The 20,031-nt window shown below is 35.5% G+C and carries 19 protein-coding genes; 2 read left to right on the forward strand and 17 right to left on the reverse strand.

Annotation, left to right across the window (positions count from 1 at the left end; all coding sequences use genetic code 11):
- Positions 1-10 precede the first annotated feature (10 nt).
- The 10 genes from aroC to cmk form a co-directional block, all read right to left on the reverse strand.
- On the reverse strand, positions 11-1,177 hold the full coding sequence (gene aroC, locus G8Y85_RS04895) for a chorismate synthase (RefSeq protein ID WP_165805510.1): 1,167 nt from the start codon (positions 1,175-1,177) through the stop codon (positions 11-13).
- A 251-nt stretch (positions 1,178-1,428) separates the two neighbouring features.
- Positions 1,429-1,878: a nucleoside-diphosphate kinase gene (ndk, locus tag G8Y85_RS04900; protein WP_060551078.1), complete on the reverse strand. Its 450-nt coding sequence runs from the start codon at positions 1,876-1,878 to the stop codon at positions 1,429-1,431.
- Positions 1,879-1,959: 81 nt separating this feature from the next.
- Positions 1,960-2,916 carry a polyprenyl synthetase family protein gene (locus G8Y85_RS04905; protein WP_103345979.1) on the reverse strand — a complete coding sequence of 319 codons (957 nt, stop codon included), beginning with the start codon at positions 2,914-2,916 and terminating at the stop codon, positions 1,960-1,962.
- A 17-nt stretch (positions 2,917-2,933) separates the two neighbouring features.
- Positions 2,934-3,644 (reverse strand): demethylmenaquinone methyltransferase, encoded by a 711-nt coding sequence (locus G8Y85_RS04910; RefSeq protein ID WP_037564286.1) that lies wholly within the window; start codon positions 3,642-3,644, stop codon positions 2,934-2,936.
- On the reverse strand, positions 3,645-4,223 hold the full coding sequence (locus G8Y85_RS04915; RefSeq protein ID WP_165805511.1) for a hypothetical protein: 579 nt from the start codon (positions 4,221-4,223) through the stop codon (positions 3,645-3,647). It lies immediately after the preceding gene.
- A 218-nt stretch (positions 4,224-4,441) separates the two neighbouring features.
- On the reverse strand, positions 4,442-4,714 hold the full coding sequence (locus tag G8Y85_RS04920) for an HU family DNA-binding protein (protein WP_037564282.1): 273 nt from the start codon (positions 4,712-4,714) through the stop codon (positions 4,442-4,444).
- A 286-nt stretch (positions 4,715-5,000) separates the two neighbouring features.
- Entirely contained in the window at positions 5,001-5,999 is a 999-nt protein-coding gene (locus G8Y85_RS04925) for an NAD(P)H-dependent glycerol-3-phosphate dehydrogenase (RefSeq protein WP_103345977.1), read from the reverse strand.
- 16 nt (positions 6,000-6,015) lie between these two features.
- A complete protein-coding gene (gene der / locus G8Y85_RS04930) occupies positions 6,016-7,326 on the reverse strand; it encodes a ribosome biogenesis GTPase Der (RefSeq protein ID WP_060551082.1) in 1,311 nt (436 codons plus the stop codon).
- Positions 7,327-7,560: 234 nt separating this feature from the next.
- The gene (gene rpsA / locus G8Y85_RS04935; RefSeq protein ID WP_103345976.1) at positions 7,561-8,745 is read right to left on the reverse strand and encodes a 30S ribosomal protein S1; all 1,185 of its coding nucleotides are present in this window, start codon (positions 8,743-8,745) and stop codon (positions 7,561-7,563) included.
- A gap of 231 nt (positions 8,746-8,976) precedes the next feature.
- Positions 8,977-9,651 (reverse strand): (d)CMP kinase, encoded by a 675-nt coding sequence (gene cmk, locus G8Y85_RS04940; protein ID WP_060551084.1) that lies wholly within the window; start codon positions 9,649-9,651, stop codon positions 8,977-8,979.
- Between the two features lie 72 nt (positions 9,652-9,723).
- Between cmk and G8Y85_RS04945 the strand changes: the two genes are divergently transcribed.
- The gene (locus G8Y85_RS04945) at positions 9,724-10,686 is read left to right on the forward strand and encodes an asparaginase (RefSeq protein WP_107370911.1); all 963 of its coding nucleotides are present in this window, start codon (positions 9,724-9,726) and stop codon (positions 10,684-10,686) included.
- A 42-nt stretch (positions 10,687-10,728) separates the two neighbouring features.
- On the opposite strand, the gene ypdA is transcribed toward G8Y85_RS04945, so the two are convergent.
- The 4 genes from ypdA to G8Y85_RS04965 form a co-directional block, all read right to left on the reverse strand.
- Positions 10,729-11,715, reverse strand: coding sequence for a bacillithiol disulfide reductase YpdA (ypdA, locus tag G8Y85_RS04950; protein WP_060551086.1), 987 nt, complete (start codon positions 11,713-11,715; stop codon positions 10,729-10,731).
- A 246-nt stretch (positions 11,716-11,961) separates the two neighbouring features.
- Entirely contained in the window at positions 11,962-13,902 is a 1,941-nt protein-coding gene (locus G8Y85_RS04955) for a LysM peptidoglycan-binding domain-containing protein (RefSeq protein WP_165805512.1), read from the reverse strand.
- A gap of 180 nt (positions 13,903-14,082) precedes the next feature.
- Positions 14,083-15,459: a RecQ family ATP-dependent DNA helicase gene (locus G8Y85_RS04960; protein WP_165805513.1), complete on the reverse strand. Its 1,377-nt coding sequence runs from the start codon at positions 15,457-15,459 to the stop codon at positions 14,083-14,085.
- A complete protein-coding gene (locus G8Y85_RS04965; RefSeq protein ID WP_165805514.1) occupies positions 15,449-16,402 on the reverse strand; it encodes a helix-turn-helix domain-containing protein in 954 nt (317 codons plus the stop codon). Before G8Y85_RS04965 ends, G8Y85_RS04960 begins: the two co-directional genes overlap by 11 nt.
- 105 nt (positions 16,403-16,507) lie before the next feature.
- On the opposite strand from G8Y85_RS04965, the gene G8Y85_RS04970 reads away from it, so the two are divergent.
- Positions 16,508-16,756: a ferredoxin gene (locus G8Y85_RS04970; RefSeq protein ID WP_037564263.1), complete on the forward strand. Its 249-nt coding sequence runs from the start codon at positions 16,508-16,510 to the stop codon at positions 16,754-16,756.
- A 118-nt stretch (positions 16,757-16,874) separates the two neighbouring features.
- Here the strand turns inward: G8Y85_RS04970 and G8Y85_RS04975 are convergent, their stop codons facing one another.
- The 3 genes from G8Y85_RS04975 to G8Y85_RS04985 form a co-directional block, all read right to left on the reverse strand.
- The gene (locus tag G8Y85_RS04975) at positions 16,875-17,423 is read right to left on the reverse strand and encodes an ECF transporter S component (RefSeq protein WP_060551090.1); all 549 of its coding nucleotides are present in this window, start codon (positions 17,421-17,423) and stop codon (positions 16,875-16,877) included.
- Positions 17,424-17,541: 118 nt separating this feature from the next.
- Positions 17,542-19,284 (reverse strand): ATP-binding protein, encoded by a 1,743-nt coding sequence (locus G8Y85_RS04980; RefSeq protein WP_060552477.1) that lies wholly within the window; start codon positions 19,282-19,284, stop codon positions 17,542-17,544.
- Positions 19,268-19,993, reverse strand: a complete 726-nt coding sequence (locus G8Y85_RS04985) for a response regulator (protein WP_060551091.1) — start codon at positions 19,991-19,993, stop codon at positions 19,268-19,270. The genes G8Y85_RS04980 and G8Y85_RS04985 overlap by 17 nt, the downstream gene beginning before the upstream one ends.
- Between the last annotated feature and the right edge of the window lie 38 nt (positions 19,994-20,031).

The raw sequence follows: 20,031 nt of genomic DNA on the forward strand, positions 1-20,031 counted from the left end.
GTCTATCCCCTTAATACGTTTTATTTCGCATTCTACGTGCGTCAACTTGTGAAAGTAATGTTTCAAAATCATTGGATTCAAATTCTTCTAATATGGCTTTTGTAATTTCAAAAGCAACCGCATGCTCACATACTACACTTGCCGCAGGAACCGCACAGCTATCGGAACGTTCTATCGTCGCTTTAAAAGGCGCTTTCGTTTTGATATCGACAGAGGCTAAAGGTTTATATAAGGTAGGTATAGGTTTCATAACAGCATTCACAACAATTGGCATTCCATTTGACATACCGCCTTCAAGGCCACCTAAATGATTCGTTTCACGGTAGTATCCTTTTTCATCATCATATAAAATAGGATCTTGAACTTGTGAGCCTAAAAGTGATCCTGCTTTAAAGCCTACGCCAAAACTCACGCCTTTAAATGCATTAATGCCAACAACACTTTGAGCGATTCGACCGTCTAATTTACGATCATAGTGAACATAGCTTCCAATCCCTACTGGCATTTGATCAACGATAACTTGAACGACGCCACCAATAGAGTCGCCTTCTTGTTTCGCATGATCGATTTTGTCGCGAATCTTTTGTGCAATACCTTCATCAATGACACGTACATCATTACGATCTACATGCGTTTTTAAAGTAGCTAGGTCATAATCGCCCTCATCTTTAATGCCTCCAATTTCAACAACACGACTGTATAGATGAATATCCAATTGAGCAAGTAAACTTTTACAAATGGCTCCCACTGCCACTCGCGCTGCCGTTTCTCGCGCAGATGAACGCTCTAGCACATTTCTTAAATCTTGATGATGATACTTCATTCCACCCACTAAATCGGCATGGCCTGGACGAGGCTTAGTAATGACACGTTTCATATTTTCTTGCTGTTCAGCTGTGATTGGGTCAGCCCCCATAATATTTTTCCAATGTGTAAAATCATCGTTTTTAATTACTACGGTTACAGGACTGCCTAGCGTGTAACCATGGCGTACACCAGATACAATGGCTACATTGTCTTTTTCAATTTGCATTCTGCGTCCTCGCCCATAGCCACCTTGACGTTTAAACATTTCTTGATTAATTTGATCTATATCAATTTTCACATTAGCGGGTAGTCCTTCTATAATTACTGTCAGTTGAGGACCATGTGATTCGCCTGCGGTTAAAAATCTCATTTTAGGCATCTCCTTCTATATAGAATAATGATGATGTTTCAAGCTTATCATAGCTCTTAGTTTCATCGCACTGATTAAAATAAATATGTTACCTATCTTAGCATAAAACATGCGATAAATTAACAGAAAAATATGAAAAAGTTTAACGCTTTTAATAGCTAAAGTATAAGGGTGAAAAATTAGAACAGTCAAATCAAAGATTTAACCGTTCTATTGGATATCTATGCACTTATATGTCTTAAATTAATAGGTTATTCGTAAAGCCAAACTTCATCAGGAGATTGATATTGGCTAATTTCTTCGGGTTTGAACCATAAATTTATTTCACGTTCAGCAGATGCTACTGAGTCTGAACCATGAACAACATTTCTACCTACCGTTAAACCTAAGTCTCCTCGAATAGATCCTGGTGTTGCTTCTGATGGATTTGTAGCACCGATAATATGACGCGCTACTGCAACGGCATCTTCACCTTCTACAACCATTGCAAAAACAGGTGCTGACGTAATAAAAGAAATGAGTTTTGAATAAAAAGGTTTATCTTTATGTTCGCTATAATGTGTTTCTGCTAATGATTGAGGCACAGTCATTAACTTAGCACCTACTAATTTTAAACCTTTTTTCTCGAGACGTTGAACGACTTCTCCAATTAATTTTCTTTGTACAGCATCTGGTTTAATCATTACAAATGTTTTTTCCATTTTGAGGATCCCCCTGTATTTATGTATAGATTACAAGATTATCCTACCATGATAATAAAGCGCTTTCAATTGTTTTGTCATTTATTTCATGCGGTTTTGGAGTTTTAATATTAATTTATTAAATAATGGTTTAGCGTCGTTTTCTGGTATCGTATTGAGCAACTGTTTTGCGCGTTGTAAATATTTTTCACTTACACGTTTAGACTGCATAATGGCATCTGAATGACGCACTTGGTTGATGCACACTTCAAATGCTTCTTGAGATGCGTTTGCATGAAGTTGCTCAACACGTTGTTTAAATTCCGGGTCTTTTTTCATTTCAAGTAGTGTTGGTAATGTCAAATGTCCATTACGTAAGTCACTTCCTACAGGTTTACCTAACTTTTTCTCAGTACTTGTAAAGTCTAAAATATCATCAACGATTTGAAAACTCATACCGATGTTATAACCAATATCTCTCATACATTTGACGGTTGCCTGATCCGCATTTGCACTCATTGCTCCGACTTCTGTCGCTAATTGAATCAGTAAAGCGGTTTTTCTTTTAATACGACGTAAGTAATTTGTTAGAGATTGAGGCGTACGAAATTGGTCTTGAAATTGAAATAATTCGCCACGGCACACTTCTATAATCGCATGGGATAACGTACGATGAATCTCATAATTTTCAATTGCTGCTAAATGCGCAATTGCACGTGAAAGTAAAAAATTACCAGTTAAAATAGCTGTAGATTGACTCCATTCAAATTCTACTGTAGTTTTGCCACGTCTTTTGTCACTTAAATCAATCACATCATCATGAACTAAAGTTGCCATATGAATTAATTCTAAGGCTGCTGCAACGCGATATGTTGCATCTGTAGGACGTGCACCAGTTAAGTAACTGCTTAATATAACGAATAGTGGGCGTACACGTTTACCACCGGAAGATAATAAATGTTCAGAAGCCTGTTGTAGTGTTGGATCTTCACAATGCATTAATTGTGCTAATGAAGTTTCAATATGTTTTAATTCACGATTCATGTTAATTTTAGACATGGGTTCCTCACCTTTAATTATTTCGTTTTAGGTTTTTTAGCCAAATGCATTGCAGCTACCCCACCTGTGAAGCGGCGTACTTTCACATTTTCAAATGCTACAGATTCAAAAAGCTTCTTTAAAGTTTCACTGTCAGGAAAATCAAATGCGGACTGTTGCAACCATTCATACTCTTGTTTTGATTTTGCAAATATCTTACCGAATAAAGGCATAATAAACTTAAAATAAAGCTTATATCCCTGCTTAAATATTGGTGCTGTCGGTTGACTGGTTTCTAAACAAACGACCATGCCACCTGGTTTTAAAACACGGTACATTTCAGATAATGCTTTAGTATAGTCAGGAATATTACGTAAACCAAAGCCGATTGTTACATAATCAAAGCTATTATCATCAAAAGGTAATGCCATCGCATCACCTTGGACAAGACGGATATTAGACATATTGGATGTTTTTGCTTCGCCTACTTTTAACATATTTTCACTAAAGTCCAATCCCGTCACTTCTCCTGATGGTCCAACCGCCTTGCTTAAAGCAATTGTCCAATCAGCAGTGCCGCAACATACATCTAATGCAGTTGAGCCTGGTTGTACATTCATTTCCTTCATCACTTTTTTACGCCAAACTTTATGTTGTTCGAAACTGATAATGTTATTAAGTTTATCGTACTTACCTGAAATGTTTTGAAAAACTTCATGTACTTGTTCTTTATTCGCTTTATTCTTCATTTAAACCACTCCATTATAATGATATTTTGAGTGTAACGTTTGGATTACTTTTGAAATTTCCTCTTCAGTAAAGAAATTGAGGTATGTGAGTTGTTCGAGTTTGATTTGATTGATCACAGCTTGACGGATGGTTGCGCGTTCGTCATTTAGCTGGTAAATATCAATGAGTGCTTCAATTAAACATAACTCAACTTGTATGATGGTTTCTAATAATTCAGTTTGGGAAATTTGTTGATAGTTATGTTGTAAATGAGATTTTAACGCATTCATATGAATCAGTGCGTCACTGATTAATTTTTGTAATTGTGTCGATTGAATTTGAGCGATTAAATTGTAATAGTGCGCACTGTATAAGTCGCCTATTAAAATGGCATCGCGTTCATATTTATAATAACTAATGCGATCTAGATGTGTCATAGCCGTGTAAATCGAAAATACGGCATCCTTTGATAATTCTGGAATATCAAGACGATCTAAAATCTCACTTAAATCATGATTGATATAGACATTTTTAGGTTTATGTATTTGAAATAATATTTGATCAATTTGTTTTTCTAAGCGTTCAAATGTTTTGCGCATCAGTCACACCCCAATTTATAATCACTCTCTATATTAACATTAACAATATGAAAATTAAATCTGTATTGTTTCGTAAAATGGTGAAACTTACATGATTATGTTAAAACGGTTTCAAAGCTTATTTATTATGTATCACTTGGGTATGTATGACAAAAAAAGATAAGTATAAAATAAGAAAAAAGCCCTATTAAAAAGGGCTTTCTAAGTAAATAATTGAATTATTTCACTGCATCTTTTAAAGCTTTACCTGCTTTGAAAGCTGGAACTTTGCTTGCAGGAATATCAATTTCTTTACCTGTTTGAGGGTTACGTCCTTTACGTGCTGCACGCTCACGTACCTCAAAGTTACCGAAACCGATTAATTGTACTTTGTCACCTTTTGCTAGTGATTTTTGAATTGATTCGAAAACGGCATCAACAGCTTGACCAGCTTCCTTTTTAGTTAAGTCAGCTTGTTCAGCTACAGCGTTGATTAAGTCAGTTTTGTTCATGTCAATTCACCTCCTAAAGGTTTATGTAATGATAATTCAATTATCATTATGCTATGACTTTAACACAAGCAATAGCGATACTGCAACGATTTATACAAGAAAAACACTGATTTAATGCGTTTTTCTTAAAAATTGATTGTATTTAAGTTACAAGTACCTTAAATTGTGTGGAAAAGTTGTAAAATACACCAAGAATTGGCGTTACGCATATAGATACGCGCTTTTATTGTACCCTTTAGCTTAACGCCATAAACAGTCATTTTACAAAAAAATTATAAATTTGAAGTTATTCAGCTTTTTTATCTCTGCCCATTAAGATTTTCAATTCTTTTTCTACTGGTTGATCTTCAAATAAAACGCGGTACAATGCTTTAGTAATTGGCATTTCTACACCTTCTTGTTGTGCGAGGTTATAAACAGATTGTGTTGTATACACACCTTCAGCCACCATGTTCATATCTTTTAAAATGTCATCAAGCTTTTGACCTTTACCAAGTTTGTACCCCAATGAAAAGTTTCGAGAATGCGTAGATGTACAAGTAACGATGAGGTCGCCGATACCGCCTAGACCTTGAAAAGTCAGAGGGTCAGCACCTAATTTAACGCCTAAACGTGTGATTTCAGCAAGTCCGCGCGTGATTAAGGCAGCTTTTGCGTTATCTCCATAGCCCATGCCTGATACAACACCACTCGCTATGGCGATAATATTTTTGAGCGCGCCTCCAAGTTCCACACCTACTAAATCATCATTCGTATATACGCGTAAGTAATCTGTCATAAATAGGTCTTGAATTAATTGGCGTAACTTAGGATTTTCAGATGCGGCAGCAACTGTAGTCGGTTGTTTAATAACAACTTCTTCTGCATGACTTGGGCCTGATAAAATGCCAATGCCAGCATTAAAGTCAGGTGAGATGGTATCTTCGAGCATTTCGGAAACACGTTTGAATGTACCATTCTCAATACCTTTCGTCACATGGATGAATGATTTCTTAGAGTGAAGCTTTTCGTTCACTTGACCCATCACTTCTCGAATCGCTTTTGTAGGTAATGCAATAATAAAAATATCTGAATGGTCGATTGCTGCGTCCAAATGTGTTGTTGCTTTAATTGTAGTATCCAATTGTGCATCTTTTAAATAATTTACATTTGTGTGTTGTGTATTGATTTCATCGATAGTAGATTGGTTTTTCCCCCACATTAATACATGGTGTTTATTTTCAGCTAGGACGTTGGCAAGTGCACTACCAAAACTTCCTGTACCAAATACTGTTATATTGCTCATTTTGATTCCTCCGAATTTAATTTCGTTTTCTAGCAATGATATGAACCGGCGTACCTTCAAATCCGAACGCTTGTCGTATCTGATTTTCTAAATAGCGTTTATAGGAGAAGTGTAGCAATTCTACATCATTCACAAACACTACAAATGTCGGTGGTTCTATGGCAACTTGCGTAGCGTAAAAAACATTTAATCGACGGCCTTTATCCGTCGGTGTTGGATTCATTGAAATCGCGTCTGTAATCACTTCGTTTAAAGTCGAACTTTGGACACGCTTCTTATGGTTTTCGCTTGCTTCATTGATTAATGGGAATAATGTTTGCAAACGTGCACGTTCTTTAGCAGATACGAATGCAATTTGAGCATAATCTAAGAATTGGAAGTTTTGACGAATATCATCCATAAATTTTTTCATTGTTTTACTATCTTTTTCAACAGTGTCCCATTTATTAACAACGATAACAATCGCTTTTCCTTCTTCATGTGCATACCCTGCGACACGCTTATCTTGTTCGATTATACCCGTTTCAGCATCTATGACTACAAGTACAACATTAGAACGTTCTATCGCTTTTAATGCGCGCAATACGGAATATTTTTCAGTAGATTCGTATACTTTTCCTTTTTTACGCATCCCTGCTGTATCAATCAATACATATTTTTGATCATCATATGTGTATTCTGTATCGATTGCATCACGTGTAGTTCCAGCCACATTTGAAACAATCACTCGCTCCTCACCAAGTATGGCATTGACAAGGCTAGATTTTCCTACATTTGGGCGTCCGATTAATGAGAGACGAATTGTATCTTCATCATATTCATCTTCAATGTCTTCTTTAAAGTGGCGTGCAACAGCATCGAGTAAATCTCCTAAACCTAAGCCGTGAGAACCTGATAATGGATAGGGTTCACCAAAACCTAATGAATAAAAATCATAAATATCATTTCTCATTTCAGGATTATCAACTTTATTTACAGCTAGAACAACTGGTTTTTTTGATTTATAAAGCATTTGTGCAACCATTTCGTCGCTTTGTGTTAGGCCCTCGCGCACGTTAACCATAAAAATGATGACGTCTGCTTCTTCTATTGCGAGTTCTGCTTGCGCTCTAATTTGAGTTTGAAATGGTGCATCTCCGATTTCAATACCGCCTGTATCTATAATATTAAATTCATGTGTAAGCCAATCGCCACTTGAATAAATTCTGTCTCGTGTAACACCTGGTGTATCTTCAACGATTGAAACACGTTCCCCAACGATGCGATTGAAAATTGTTGATTTCCCTACATTTGGTCTTCCAACAATCGCTACAACTGGTTTCGTCATGATTGTTCTTCCTCTCTTTAAATATCCTTATTATTTTAGCATAAAGAATTGTCATTTTAAAAGGACGTATGTAAGACTGTTTTTATTTACATACTCGACACACATACATATGTTCATTCCCTTAAAAGTCTAAATATGAATGGGTTGCATCATTGTTCATTATATCATGGACAGGCCTTTTGATTAAAAATAAAAAAGCAGAGACATACGAGATGCATGTCTCTGCCAAAAAGATTATAAATTTAAGTCTTTTAATTTATCTCCGAACACATCACCGAGTGTTGGATTATTTTCATTTTCATCCTCAGAAGATTGAGTGTAAGATTTTGTTGTTTCTTCAGATGCTTCATTAGTTTCTTCTTGAGGTAATGCAGCTTTAATCGAAAGTGAAATGCGTTCTTCTTCAGGATTAATACCTAAAATTTTAACTTTAACTGCTTGTCCTGGTTCCAATACTTCATTTGGTGTACCAATATGTTTGTGACTAATTTCAGAGATGTGAACTAACCCTTGTAAGCCTTTATCAATTTCTACAAAAGCACCAAAGTTAGCGAGTCTCATCACTTTACCGTCAACAATGTCACCCTCACTGTATGTCTCTTGAATTGTTTCAAAAGGGCTCGGTAACGTATCTTTAATAGATAATGAAATGCGTTCTGAGTCTTGTTCAACAGAGCGAACTTTCACTTTTACAGTATCACCAATTGAAACAACTTCCTCAGGTGATTTAACGTGTTCATGAGATAACTCAGATACGTGTACTAAACCATCTACGCCACCAAGATCAATAAATGCACCAAAGTTTGTTAATCGTGCAACTTTTCCTTCGATTACGTCGCCAGCTTTAATAGATTTTAACAGTTCTTCTTTTTTCTTTGCGTTTTCTTCTGCTTCTACAGCTTTACGGCTTAGGATGACACGATTATTAGATGGGTCAAGTTCTTCTACTTTTAATTCAAGAACTTTACCTTCATAATCTGAGAAATCTTCAATGAAATCAGTTGAAATTAGCGATGCCGGAATGAAACCCCTTTGTCCAACGTCAACAACCAAGCCACCTTTAACAACTTCTGTTACTTTGGCTTCAATTGTTTCATTATTATCTAATTTTTCTTGTAGAAATTCATATGATTTCTCTTCTTCTAATTGTCTTTTTGAAAGAATGTAACTACCTGTGTCGTTGTCTTCATCTACTTCGATTTTAGTTACATATGCTCCAATTTCATCTCCGACTTTTACTACTTCATTTGCATTATCAATATGATGTGTTGATAACTGGCTTATTGGGATGATTCCGTTATATTTTCCGCCATTAACGTGTACAACAACATGTTTATCTTCAATTTGTTGTACCTCGCCTGTTACCTTATCGCCCTCTTTAATGTCTTTAATCATTGATTCATTGAATTCTTCAGTCATCATGAATGCCTCCTTATACTACTACATAATACTAACATCTTATAAAAGTGTAAAATTGTCAAGAAATTTAGATAAGTTAGAATTAAGCGCTTTGAGAATACAAAATGAGTAAAATTTTTATAAAAAAATAAAAATGCATCATAGAATATGACAATATACGATGGTCTCGACCAGTAAAAATTAAATTCTGTATTTTTACTGGTGTTACGCTTAAAACTAAACTAAAAAAATTTAGTTTATTTGATTTTGTGCCGATCGAGCTAATGAAATGATGCGTTCTGTAACTTGCTCAATCGTTAAGCCAGTTGTATCAATTTCAATCGCATCGTCAGCTTTTCTAAGTGGTGAGATTTCACGGTTCATGTCATAGGCATCACGCTCAGCAATGTCTTTCATAAGTTGTTCGTATGTTGCATCAATACCACGTGCTTCGTTGTCTTTTAAACGACGCATCGCACGTTCTTCGACAGATGCAATCATATAAACTTTTAATTCTGCATTTGGAAGTACTGTTGTACCAATATCACGCCCGTCCATGACAATTCCTTTTTCAATCGCAAGCTTTTGTTGCGCTTCAACTAAAAATTCACGAACTTCTTGCATTGAGGAGACATAAGAAACATTTTGTGTGACGTCATTTTCTCTTAAATAATCTGTTATATCTTCGTCTTGAAGAAGTACACGTTGCCCTTTATCAGGGTCATAAATTAATTCAAGTTGAATATTTGAGATAAGGTCTTTAAAATTTGTAAATTGTGATTTGTTTTTTAAATAATGGTAAGTGATTGCACGATACATCGCTCCTGTATCGACATAAATCATTCCTAATTGTGCAGCAACATGTTTTGCAATTGTACTTTTACCTGCTGCAGCGGGGCCATCTAAAGCAATATTTATAGCTGTCATTCTATACCTTCCTTGTTGTTTAGTTAATAATATTTTATCATAATAACGTACGTTTTATCGAGGAGGAAACATATGAAATCATTATTAGTGATTCATACGGGTGGTACAATCAGTATGTCAGAAGATGAATCTAACAGAGTTTCAACAAATGATGAAAATCCAATTGCGCAGCATCAAAATGTCATTGAAAGATATGCTGAGATAGATGAAATGATGCCTTTTAATGTCCCTTCACCCCATATGAATTTAACACATGTAAAAACGCTGAAGTCACTTATCGAACAATATGCGTCTCGCTATGACGGTTTTGTCATTACACATGGGACAGATACGCTTGAAGAAACTGCGTATTTATTAGATTTAACAGTTGCAACTTCAAAACCTGTCATTTTAACAGGTGCGATGCGTTCATCAAATGAAATCGGATCAGATGGATTATATAATTTTATTTCAGCGATTCGTGTAGCAATTCATGATGAATCCCATGATAAAGGGGTCATGGTTGTTTTTAATGATGAGATCCATACCGCACGTAATGTTACAAAAACACATACTTCTAATACAAACACTTTCCAAAGTCCTAATCATGGTCCCTTAGGGGTCATTACAAAATCTGGAATTTTATTTCACCATAAACCATATAGACAAGAAGTATTAACGACGATTGATGAAAGTTTAAATGTTGCTTTAATAAAAGCGCATATGGGGATGGGAAGTGAAATGCTCTCCTATTACGCACACAATAACGTAAATGGGATTGTGATTGAAGCATTGGGTCAAGGGAACCTCCCTCCAACTGCTATGGCTGGATTAAATGAATGTTTAGAGAAAGATATCCCAGTTGTATTAGTGTCGCGTTCTTTTAACGGTATTGTAAGTGCTGTATATGCATATGAGGGAGGCGGACACCAATTACATCAAAAAGGTGTGATATTTTCTAACGGACTCAATGGTCAAAAAGCACGACTCAAATTACTTGTGGCGCTCAGTCAACAATTGGCGAATGATGATTTGCGAATTTACTTTAATAAATAATAAAAACTGTCGATCTTTTAAATGATCGGCAGTTTTTTACTATTATGATTCAAGAGGAGCTTGTTTTTTAGATAAAATATCATTTGCAATATCGTTGGCATGATACTTACCATTTTCAATAAAAATGGTATTCGCATCGTTACCTGCAGCAATAACACCTGCAATATAACAGTTATGCACATTTGTTTCATACGTATCTTTGTTATAAACAGGTGCTGTTCCAAATTCATTTGTACGCGTTTCGATACCAATCGCATTTAAAAATTCATAATCTGGATGATATCCTATCATTGCAAAAACATAGTCATTATGGATTGTCTCAGTTACACCTTGCGTTTCAAAAGTGACGCTATCTTCAGTAATTTGAGTAACATGACTGTTAAAGTGCATTTTAATATTATTACGACGTACAAGTGAATCAAAATTAGGCAAAATCCATGGTTTGATCGAAGGTGAATAATCAGCACCACGATAAATGACAGTTACACGTGCACCAGCTTTTTCTAATTCGATTGCAGCATCTACCGCTGAGTTTTTTCCTCCAATAATTACGACGTCTTGATCAAAATAAGGATGTGCTTCTTTAAAGTAATGCATGACTTTAGGTAGGGTTGCACCATCTACCTCTAAAGTATTATGTTGCCCGTAATAGCCTGTTGCAACAGTTAGAAAACGACATTGATAGACATTTTTAGTTGTAGTAATAGTAAAATGATCGTCTATTTTACGAACCGTTAACACTTCTTCAAACGCGTTAATCGATAATTGATGATGTTTCACGACTTCACGATAATAAACAAGCGCTTGATTTCTACGTGGTTTTAAATCCTCAACGATGAATGGTACATCCCCAATACTTAACTTATCACTTGATGAGAAAAACGTTTGATGCGTTGGATAATGATAAATAGCATTAACGATATTCCCCTTCTCTATAATCAAAGTCTCAATACCCTTTTTCTTTTGTTCAATTGCAGCGCTCAATCCACAAGGTCCGCCGCCTATAATGATACTTTCAATTTTAATCATAATTCGCGATTCCTAATCACGACAGGTGCGTCAATGAAGATAGGAATCTACCTCCTTACCGTACTAAACGATGACATCGTTCTCATTTGTCCATGATATATTATAGCAATATCATGGTTAGAACAAAATGGAAATGTTTGTTGTTTATAAAGTTGACAATCTTTGCGATTTTTACAGAAATCATAAAAAGTGATGCAAAAATATATTGAATTTTTACATCACTTTGAAAATTTATTTTTTATTTGTTTATGGAATAATTAAGTGTTGTCCATTGCTGATGTTGTTTCCAGAAATACCGTTGGCTCTTCTAATTTTTTCAACATTTTCAGGTGACCCATTACCATAGTAGCGTATAGCTATACGGTATAAGTTTTCATTACCCGAAACTGTATGTGATTGTCCACCCGCTTGGTTTTGCTGGTTTTGATTTTGTGTATTTTGATTTTGCTGATTTTGTGGTGTTTGACCTTGCTGATTCATACCGTTTTGTTGATTGTTTTGTTGTGAAGGGTCATTACTTTGAGAAGTAGCGTCTTCATTTGAATTTTTATCTTTAGACTCATTATCTTTTTGAGCTTTGTCTTTATCAGCTTCTTTATCTTTAGTTTCTTTATCTTTAGCTTTATCATTTTTAGCTACTTCTGTTTGTTTGCCCTTATCGTGGTTATCATTATTACCTTGGTTAAATAAATACATTCCTCCAAATATCGCTAAAGCACCTAACAATAGTAATGCAGCAAGAAGCGGTATGATACGTTTTATACAACCGCCACGTTTTTCTTTTCCGTGATTATCATGACCATGTCCATGGTTCGCACCAGTAGCAGCGCCTGTCCCCGCCAACTCTTTATTACGGGAACGGTTATGATTTTCTTTTTTATCATGATGATGTTTAGCAGCGGCGCCGGCTACACCAGCAGCGGCAGCACCCGCAGCAACTTTTTTACCATTGTGCTTTTGACGGTCGTCATGTTTAGGATCACGATGTGCATCTTCTTGAGAACGTGAATTGACATCATTTTGATTATGACGTTGTGCCTCTTTTTTATCATGATGGTGTTTAGCAGCAGCGCCGGCAACTCCAGCAACGGCAGTACCCGTAGCAACTTTTTTACCATTGTGCTTTTGAAGGTCGTCATGTTTAGGATCACGATGTGCATCTTCTTTAGAACGTGAATTGACGTCATTTTGATTGTGACGTTGTGCCTCTTTTTTATCATGATGATGTTTAGCAGCAGCGCCGGCTACACCAGCAGCGGCAGCACCCGCAGCAACTTTTTTACCATTGTGCTTTTGAAGGTCGTCATGTTTAGGATCACGATGTGCATCTTCTTTAGAACGTGAATTGACGTCATTTTGATTGTGACGTTGTGCCTCTTTTTTATCATGATGGTGTTTAGCAGCAGCGCCGGCAACACCGGCAGTGGCAGCACCTGCAGCAACTTTTTTACCTTTAAGGTCACGTTGAGATGTATGTACATCTTCTTGGGTCGTTTCATGTCGTTTAGCATGACGATGATTGGCATCAATTTGTTTGGATTGTTTATCCAATGTTTCATTGCCGAGGTTTGTGCTACGATGTTGGTCTTCCTTAGGCGAAGCACTTATATTGCGTGATCTTTCACGAGTATCGTCATTCGACGGAGATGTTGATGAACTATATTGTGTTCCAACATGTTTTCGATCCGCATGCTCTGTTTCACTCTCAGTCTTCAATGTATCATCATATTGTATTTGTTCACGATGTCGGCCACCGTGATGTTCTGGACGTCCATCGTCACGTGTATGATGACGCGTAACCTGCGCATCGTCTTTAGCGTAATCTCTAATTTTTTCACCTCGTTGAGATGCTTGATCATGTGACTGAGTCTGTACATTACGTTGATCATCATGAGAAGATGACTTTTTGTTGACGAAGCCTCCAAGAATCCCAGGACGTTTACCTTGTCCTTCGTGTGATGTTTGTTCATCATTGTTATCGGAATGTGCCTTGACATCTGATGGTTGGCCTAAATCACGTTTACGGTGACGTCGTGATGCGTTTCTAGGTGGAAAATGCTGATGTTCATCTTTAACATCAAATGAAGTTTCATCTTGATCTGTCTCTTTATGAGTTGGTTCAGATTGATTTGGTTTAATTTCTTGACGATTACGTTCAAAATCATCCTTAAAATTATCTTTTGACAAAGTATTCACCCTTTCTATTACTGTATATATAGCTTATCTTGAAACATTTAAAACATCATTTTGCGATTTAATTACTGTTTTCAAAAAGTAGCTAAAATGAACAGTAAACCATCCCCTGGATCATCATAGTTGTGTATTAATTATAGCGATTTTAAAAATGCAAAGTAAAGTGAATTGAAGCTAATCGAGTAAACTTTTGAGCTTTTCTATATAATTTAATTGCCTTTTTACTTTTTTGCCATTTTTTTCTGTGATCTGAAATATATTGTCACATATATCGCAACAATGTTGTTCTTGTACTTCCGTCGTATTAAAGTAACGTAGTATTACGGCACGACGACATTGTTGAGTCATTATAAAATGCATCATATGTCTATATGCACGATGCTTTAATTGTGATTGATTACTAAAAATTTGTGCTAATGTGTTGATTTGAAAACGTTGCCTCAACGTTTCGATAATCTGTCGCTTTTCTTCATCGATAAGTTGTCCTTGTTCATACAGAGTGATATCTGTTTGATCAATGGCATTTAACGTCATTAAGTTTTCCATCAAATACTGGTCATCTGGTTGATACAATAATATGGCTTGGCTTAACGCCCCGTCACGCCCTGCTCTGCCAATTTCCTGGATATAACTTGATGGACTGTAAGGTGCATGAAAATGAACGACAGATCTAATATTCGGTTTATTAATGCCCATTCCAAACGCACTTGTTGCGACAATGATTTTGATTTCATTGTTTATAAATTGATGTTGAACGGTTTGACGTTCTTGATAAGATAAATCTCCATGATAAAGACCTGTCAAATGTCCTGCTTCATAAATACGCCCTGCTAAATGTAGGCCCACTTTTTTTGAAGAAACGTAAATAATGGTCGGCCCACTGTCTTCAATGAATCCTAAAAGCCAATTTAGTTTCTCTTCATATGAGTCCATAAACTTCACATTTAATGAGATATTCGAACGGTTTACGCTTGAATCATATAGTTCAAATGGTAGTTCTATGACAGTGGTGAGATCATGTAGCAATTGAGGCGTAGCCGTTGCTGTTAATGCGAGTATTGTGGTGTCTTTAAAATAACGAATGACATGACCTATGAGGGCATAATGTGGTCTGAAATCAAATCCCCATTCTGATAAGCAATGTGCCTCATCTAGAACAATTAATCCAAAGTTTAAATGTTTAAAACGGTTAAAATGATGTGGTTGCATGAGTAACTCAGGGCTTACAAAAATAAAGCGTGCAGTTGTAAGTTGTTTAAAAGCAAGCTGTCTTTCACGCTCTTCCATACCTGAATGGATCGCAACAACACGACGTTCACCATTCATTTTCATCTGCATGACCTGATCATCCATTAAAGATATAAGTGGTGAAATAATAAGCGTTGGTTCTCCTTTGATATATGTAGGGAGTTGATAACATAAACTTTTACCACTCCCTGTTGGTAATACACCTAACGTATGGTGACCGTCCATAACTTTTTTAATAATATCTTTTTGTCCAGGTTTGAATGAATCGAATCCAAAATAATGTTTTAGCGCTTTATTCAGCATGGTAGACTCCTTTGGAAATATAAATAATAATTAATTTGATTTCAAAGTAGCTAAACATATCAAATGTATTTTTATAGAATTTTAAACGTTGTTTTGGGTGTTTATGATAATAATGAATAAAATCATTAAGAGCTGCTGTATCTGATATGAAATGTGAAATGTCAGTAAGATAGCCATTTATAAATAAGTCGACGATATGATCATATACGGTATTAATAGAGATTTGATGCATTTTCGATATTTGATCAATCGAATGGCCATTATTTAAATCACAATATGTTCGATATACTGCTTTAGAGACGTTTAAGGATGCGCAACATTGTGATAAGATTGGAAAGCGATTTGAATCTTTTAAAATATCAGTAAGATAAAATAAATCTAAATAAATAGCGCGCGTGCATGTGTCGTTATCCATGCCCTCAATCAATGAAACCTGATGTGGCGTATACATAGATTCATCATAACCTGTTAAAAAATAATGAAGAATAGACGTTGTGTGACATGAATTTAATGCTTTAAATACATCGTAAATTTCAGATTTAACATCCGTTTCAAGATGATTTTTTTTAATATGAAAGAACATATGTCTAACGTGTTCGTGAATATGTACGTGAGATGTGGTTGGCATGAATTGTGGCTGTTGATGCTGCATGTTTGAAAGTGTTTGAATCAGTAATTGTACACATTCAAACGTATGTGTTAACGTTTCATACGTTACTTCATTTGATGTCGGTATATTTTGGGGCGTATACGTTTCTTCAAGAATAGTTTGATACGTATCCCATGTTAAATTTTTATTTAAACCATATAAAGAAAAAAGCTTTAGGGAAACAGCATCAAAAAAAGTTTGATGTGATTTTTTACCTATGATAATATTATATATGCTTTTTTCAGTTTTATATGGTGAGGCTTGAGTATAAGCATATTGAATTAAAGTTTTCATAGTTTGGCCCTCATTCTATAAACGGAAATATTGAAAATTAATTTACACCCATCTACAATAAAATTATAATGTGAGTGTGATACTTTGAAAAGGGAGGCGAAAAATTTGGCTAAATACACAATCGTGGATATGGATACTTGTATCGCATGTGGAGCATGTGGTGCTGCTGCGCCTGACATATATGACTATGATGACGAAGGTATCGCATATGTTATCCTAGACGATAACCAAGGGACTAAAGCTGTGCCAGAAGAATTATATGAGGATCTTGAAGATGCATTTGAGGGTTGTCCAACTGATTCTATAAAAGTGGAGGAAGAACCTTTTGACGGTGATGCACTTAAGTTTGAATAGTAATGTCATTTCAATGATATGATATAGATGAATAAAGAACACTCGAGCGCTAAGGTAAGGATGCGCTTGAGTGTTCTTTAATTTACAATTTAAGTAAAGAAAGGCTTTATCAATGATATTAACCTTTTAAAACTTTAGAAATACGAGGATATAGAAGTAAAAATATAATTGAAATTAATAAACCTTTGATTAAATTAAATGGGATAATTCCAGCGGTAATGATCACCTTCAAATTATGAACAATATCCGTTAGATTCATAATTAAGCCATACAATGGTAAAAGTACAAAATAATTCATTACGCTTAAAACCATTGTCATCACAATTGTTGCAACGACTAACCCTAGAATTAAAGCACGTTGAGTACGGGATTTTTTGTAAATCACGTAACTCGTTAATAAGAAACTACATCCTGCTAAAAAGTTAGCTACTGGTCCCACTGGGTCACTCATATTAAAGAAAAAGTTGAGTAGATTTTTAATTAATTCTACTAGAATACCTGCGACAGGACCAAATAAAAATGTTGCTATGAGTGCAGGGATATCACTAAAGTCAATCGTTAAATACGGTGGTAAAAATGGTAATGGGAATTTTAAAAACATTAATACAAATGCTATGGCGCTTAACATTCCCACGATAATCATACGTCTCGTTTGACGTTGTTTCATAATGGTCCCCCCTTTACTGATTAGAATTTCGAAGTGTTTGAAATTGATTATAAACCATTTTGAAAGCATGTGTAATGATGATACTTGGTTTAAGTCCCTGAATGACAAATGGAAAATATTATACTTGTCTTTTTGGTAACTTTATTTTAAATTGTGTTCCGATATTCACTTTACTCATAACGGAAATATGCCCGCCATGCGCTTCTACAATCATGCGTGTAATAAACAATCCTAATCCTGTCCCTTGTTTGCCACGCTTTCTTGACGCATCAACTTTATAAAAGCGTTCGAACACTTTCTCAAGGTGTTCTGGAGAAATTCCGACACCCGTATCTGACACAGTTAAAATATAATCAGTTTCAGTTTCTGATGCTGAAATAGAAATGCGGTCACCTGGCTTCGTATGTCTTGCGGCATTGTCGACTAAATTTGTTAAAACTTGTTCCATACGATCAAAATCGTAATGCCAGTTGTGTGTCATAATGCCATCCATTTGAAAGTTTAAAGTTAAACCTAAATCTAATGCTTCTTGTTTATATTTAATTGCCATCTTTTGAATTAAATCATTCATCGGTTGTTCTGTTTTGCTCACTGTTACGCCTTCTGCATCAATTCTCGCGACATCTAGTAATTCATTAACAAGTCGAGATAGACGTCTTGATTCATCTAAGACAATAAGTAGAAACTCTTTGATTTCGTCAGGCTCAGTAACGACACCATCCACAATAGACTCCGTATAACCTTGTAATAACGAGATAGGTGTACGTAACTCATGTGAAACACTTGCAATGAAATCTTTTTTAACTTGATCCATATGGTGTTCATTGGTCATATCACGCATCACGACAACTAAACCACTTTCTCCTGTTGGTTGAATGCGTTCGATATAACTCATAATGATGACAAAATAACGTTTATTAATCTCATATTCTTCGTATTCTGTACGTCTCGTTTTGAAAGTTTGATTCGCTTGAGCGTCATATTTTGCTTTGAGTTCTTTTGGCATTTCTTGTAATAAGTTTGTAGCCAGTTGATTTGATAAAATGATTTCTCGACGGTGGTTCATCCCGAGAACCCCTTCGACCATCGCATCAATTAAAGTGTCACGAATATTTTTAGACGTTGTGATCGCATCGATATGCGTTTGAATATTACGACTCATTTTATTAAACGTCATTGCTAATGCACCAATTTCATCTTTTGTTTGAACGGGTACACGTTTCGCATAATTACCTCTCGCTACTTCTCTAGCTTGGTTTTTCAATTCTCTTAATGGATTTGTAATTCTTGTAGATAAAAAGAATGCGAATACCGTTGAAATGCCCAAGAAAATGAGTGCTGTAATTAATATAATAATTGTGATGACATTGTTCGTGTCTTCAATACTTTTTAAATCTTGATAAATAAATACTGCCGATGCTTGACCTTTATAATCTTTCGATGGATATCCAAGTAATACGTAAGTACGATCGATGCCTTTAACGTTAACCGTGACATGTTGAAGCACCGATTTTTTCTCAGAGAGTACTTTGTCAAACGCTTTATTCTCTTTGATTTCCTCAAGCATTTTTTCTTTGATTGAGTTCGAATCTTTTAAATTAACAAAGTCAGGTATGATGATTAATCCTTTATTTTTTTCCAACATAATATCACTTTGTCGAATGGCACTTTGTCTATCTTTACTTTCATCTAACACTTGATTAATACTTTTCGCATTTTCAAATAGTGTATTTTCAGTTTGTTGCGTGAAATAATACTGCATAAAGGTAATGAGTGCTGCACTCAATAAAATTAAAACTGTCGTTACTATTAATAAAATAGTTAACCACAGTTTTATGACCACATTATTCAGGCGCTTCATTATTTTCATTGACTTCAAATTTATAGCCAACGCCCCAAACTGTTTGAATCATTTGCGCAGCATCACTTGATACACGATTGAGCTTTTCACGCAAACGCTTCACATGTGTATCTACAGTTCTTAAGTCACCATAAAATTCATAATGCCAAACTTCTTTTAATAATTGTTCACGATCAAACACTTTATTCGGTGTTTTGGCTAAGTATATTAACAATTCATATTCTTTCGGAGTTAAATTAACAGGTGTTTCATCCGCTAAAACTTTATGCGCATCGTTATCGATTGTCAAGTGTTTAAATGAAATCACGTCACGCGCATGTGGCTCATTATGATCAGTGAGTTGAGATTGCGTGCGACGTAATAATGCCTTAACACGTAATACCACTTCTCTAGGTGAAAATGGCTTGACGATATAATCGTCTGCACCAGATTCAAAGCCTTCAACACGGTTATTTTCTTCACCTTTAGCTGTCAACATGATAATAGGTGTTTCTTTCGTTTCGCGTAACATTGTAGCGACTTCTATACCATCTCGCTTAGGTAACATTAAATCTAGTAAGATACACGCGTAATCATGCGCTTGCGCGAGCTGGAGTGCTTCTTCACCATCTGTAGCTTCAACGACTTGATAGCCTTCTCTTTCAAGATATATTTTTAATAATTTTCTGATACGTTCTTCATCATCCACGACTAAAATTTCGTTAGTCATTATGACATACCTCCCACGCCTACTTACAATTCATTCCT

Source organism: Staphylococcus sp. 11007852, from assembly GCF_011394325.1.
Taxonomy (GTDB): domain Bacteria; phylum Bacillota; class Bacilli; order Staphylococcales; family Staphylococcaceae; genus Staphylococcus; species Staphylococcus agnetis.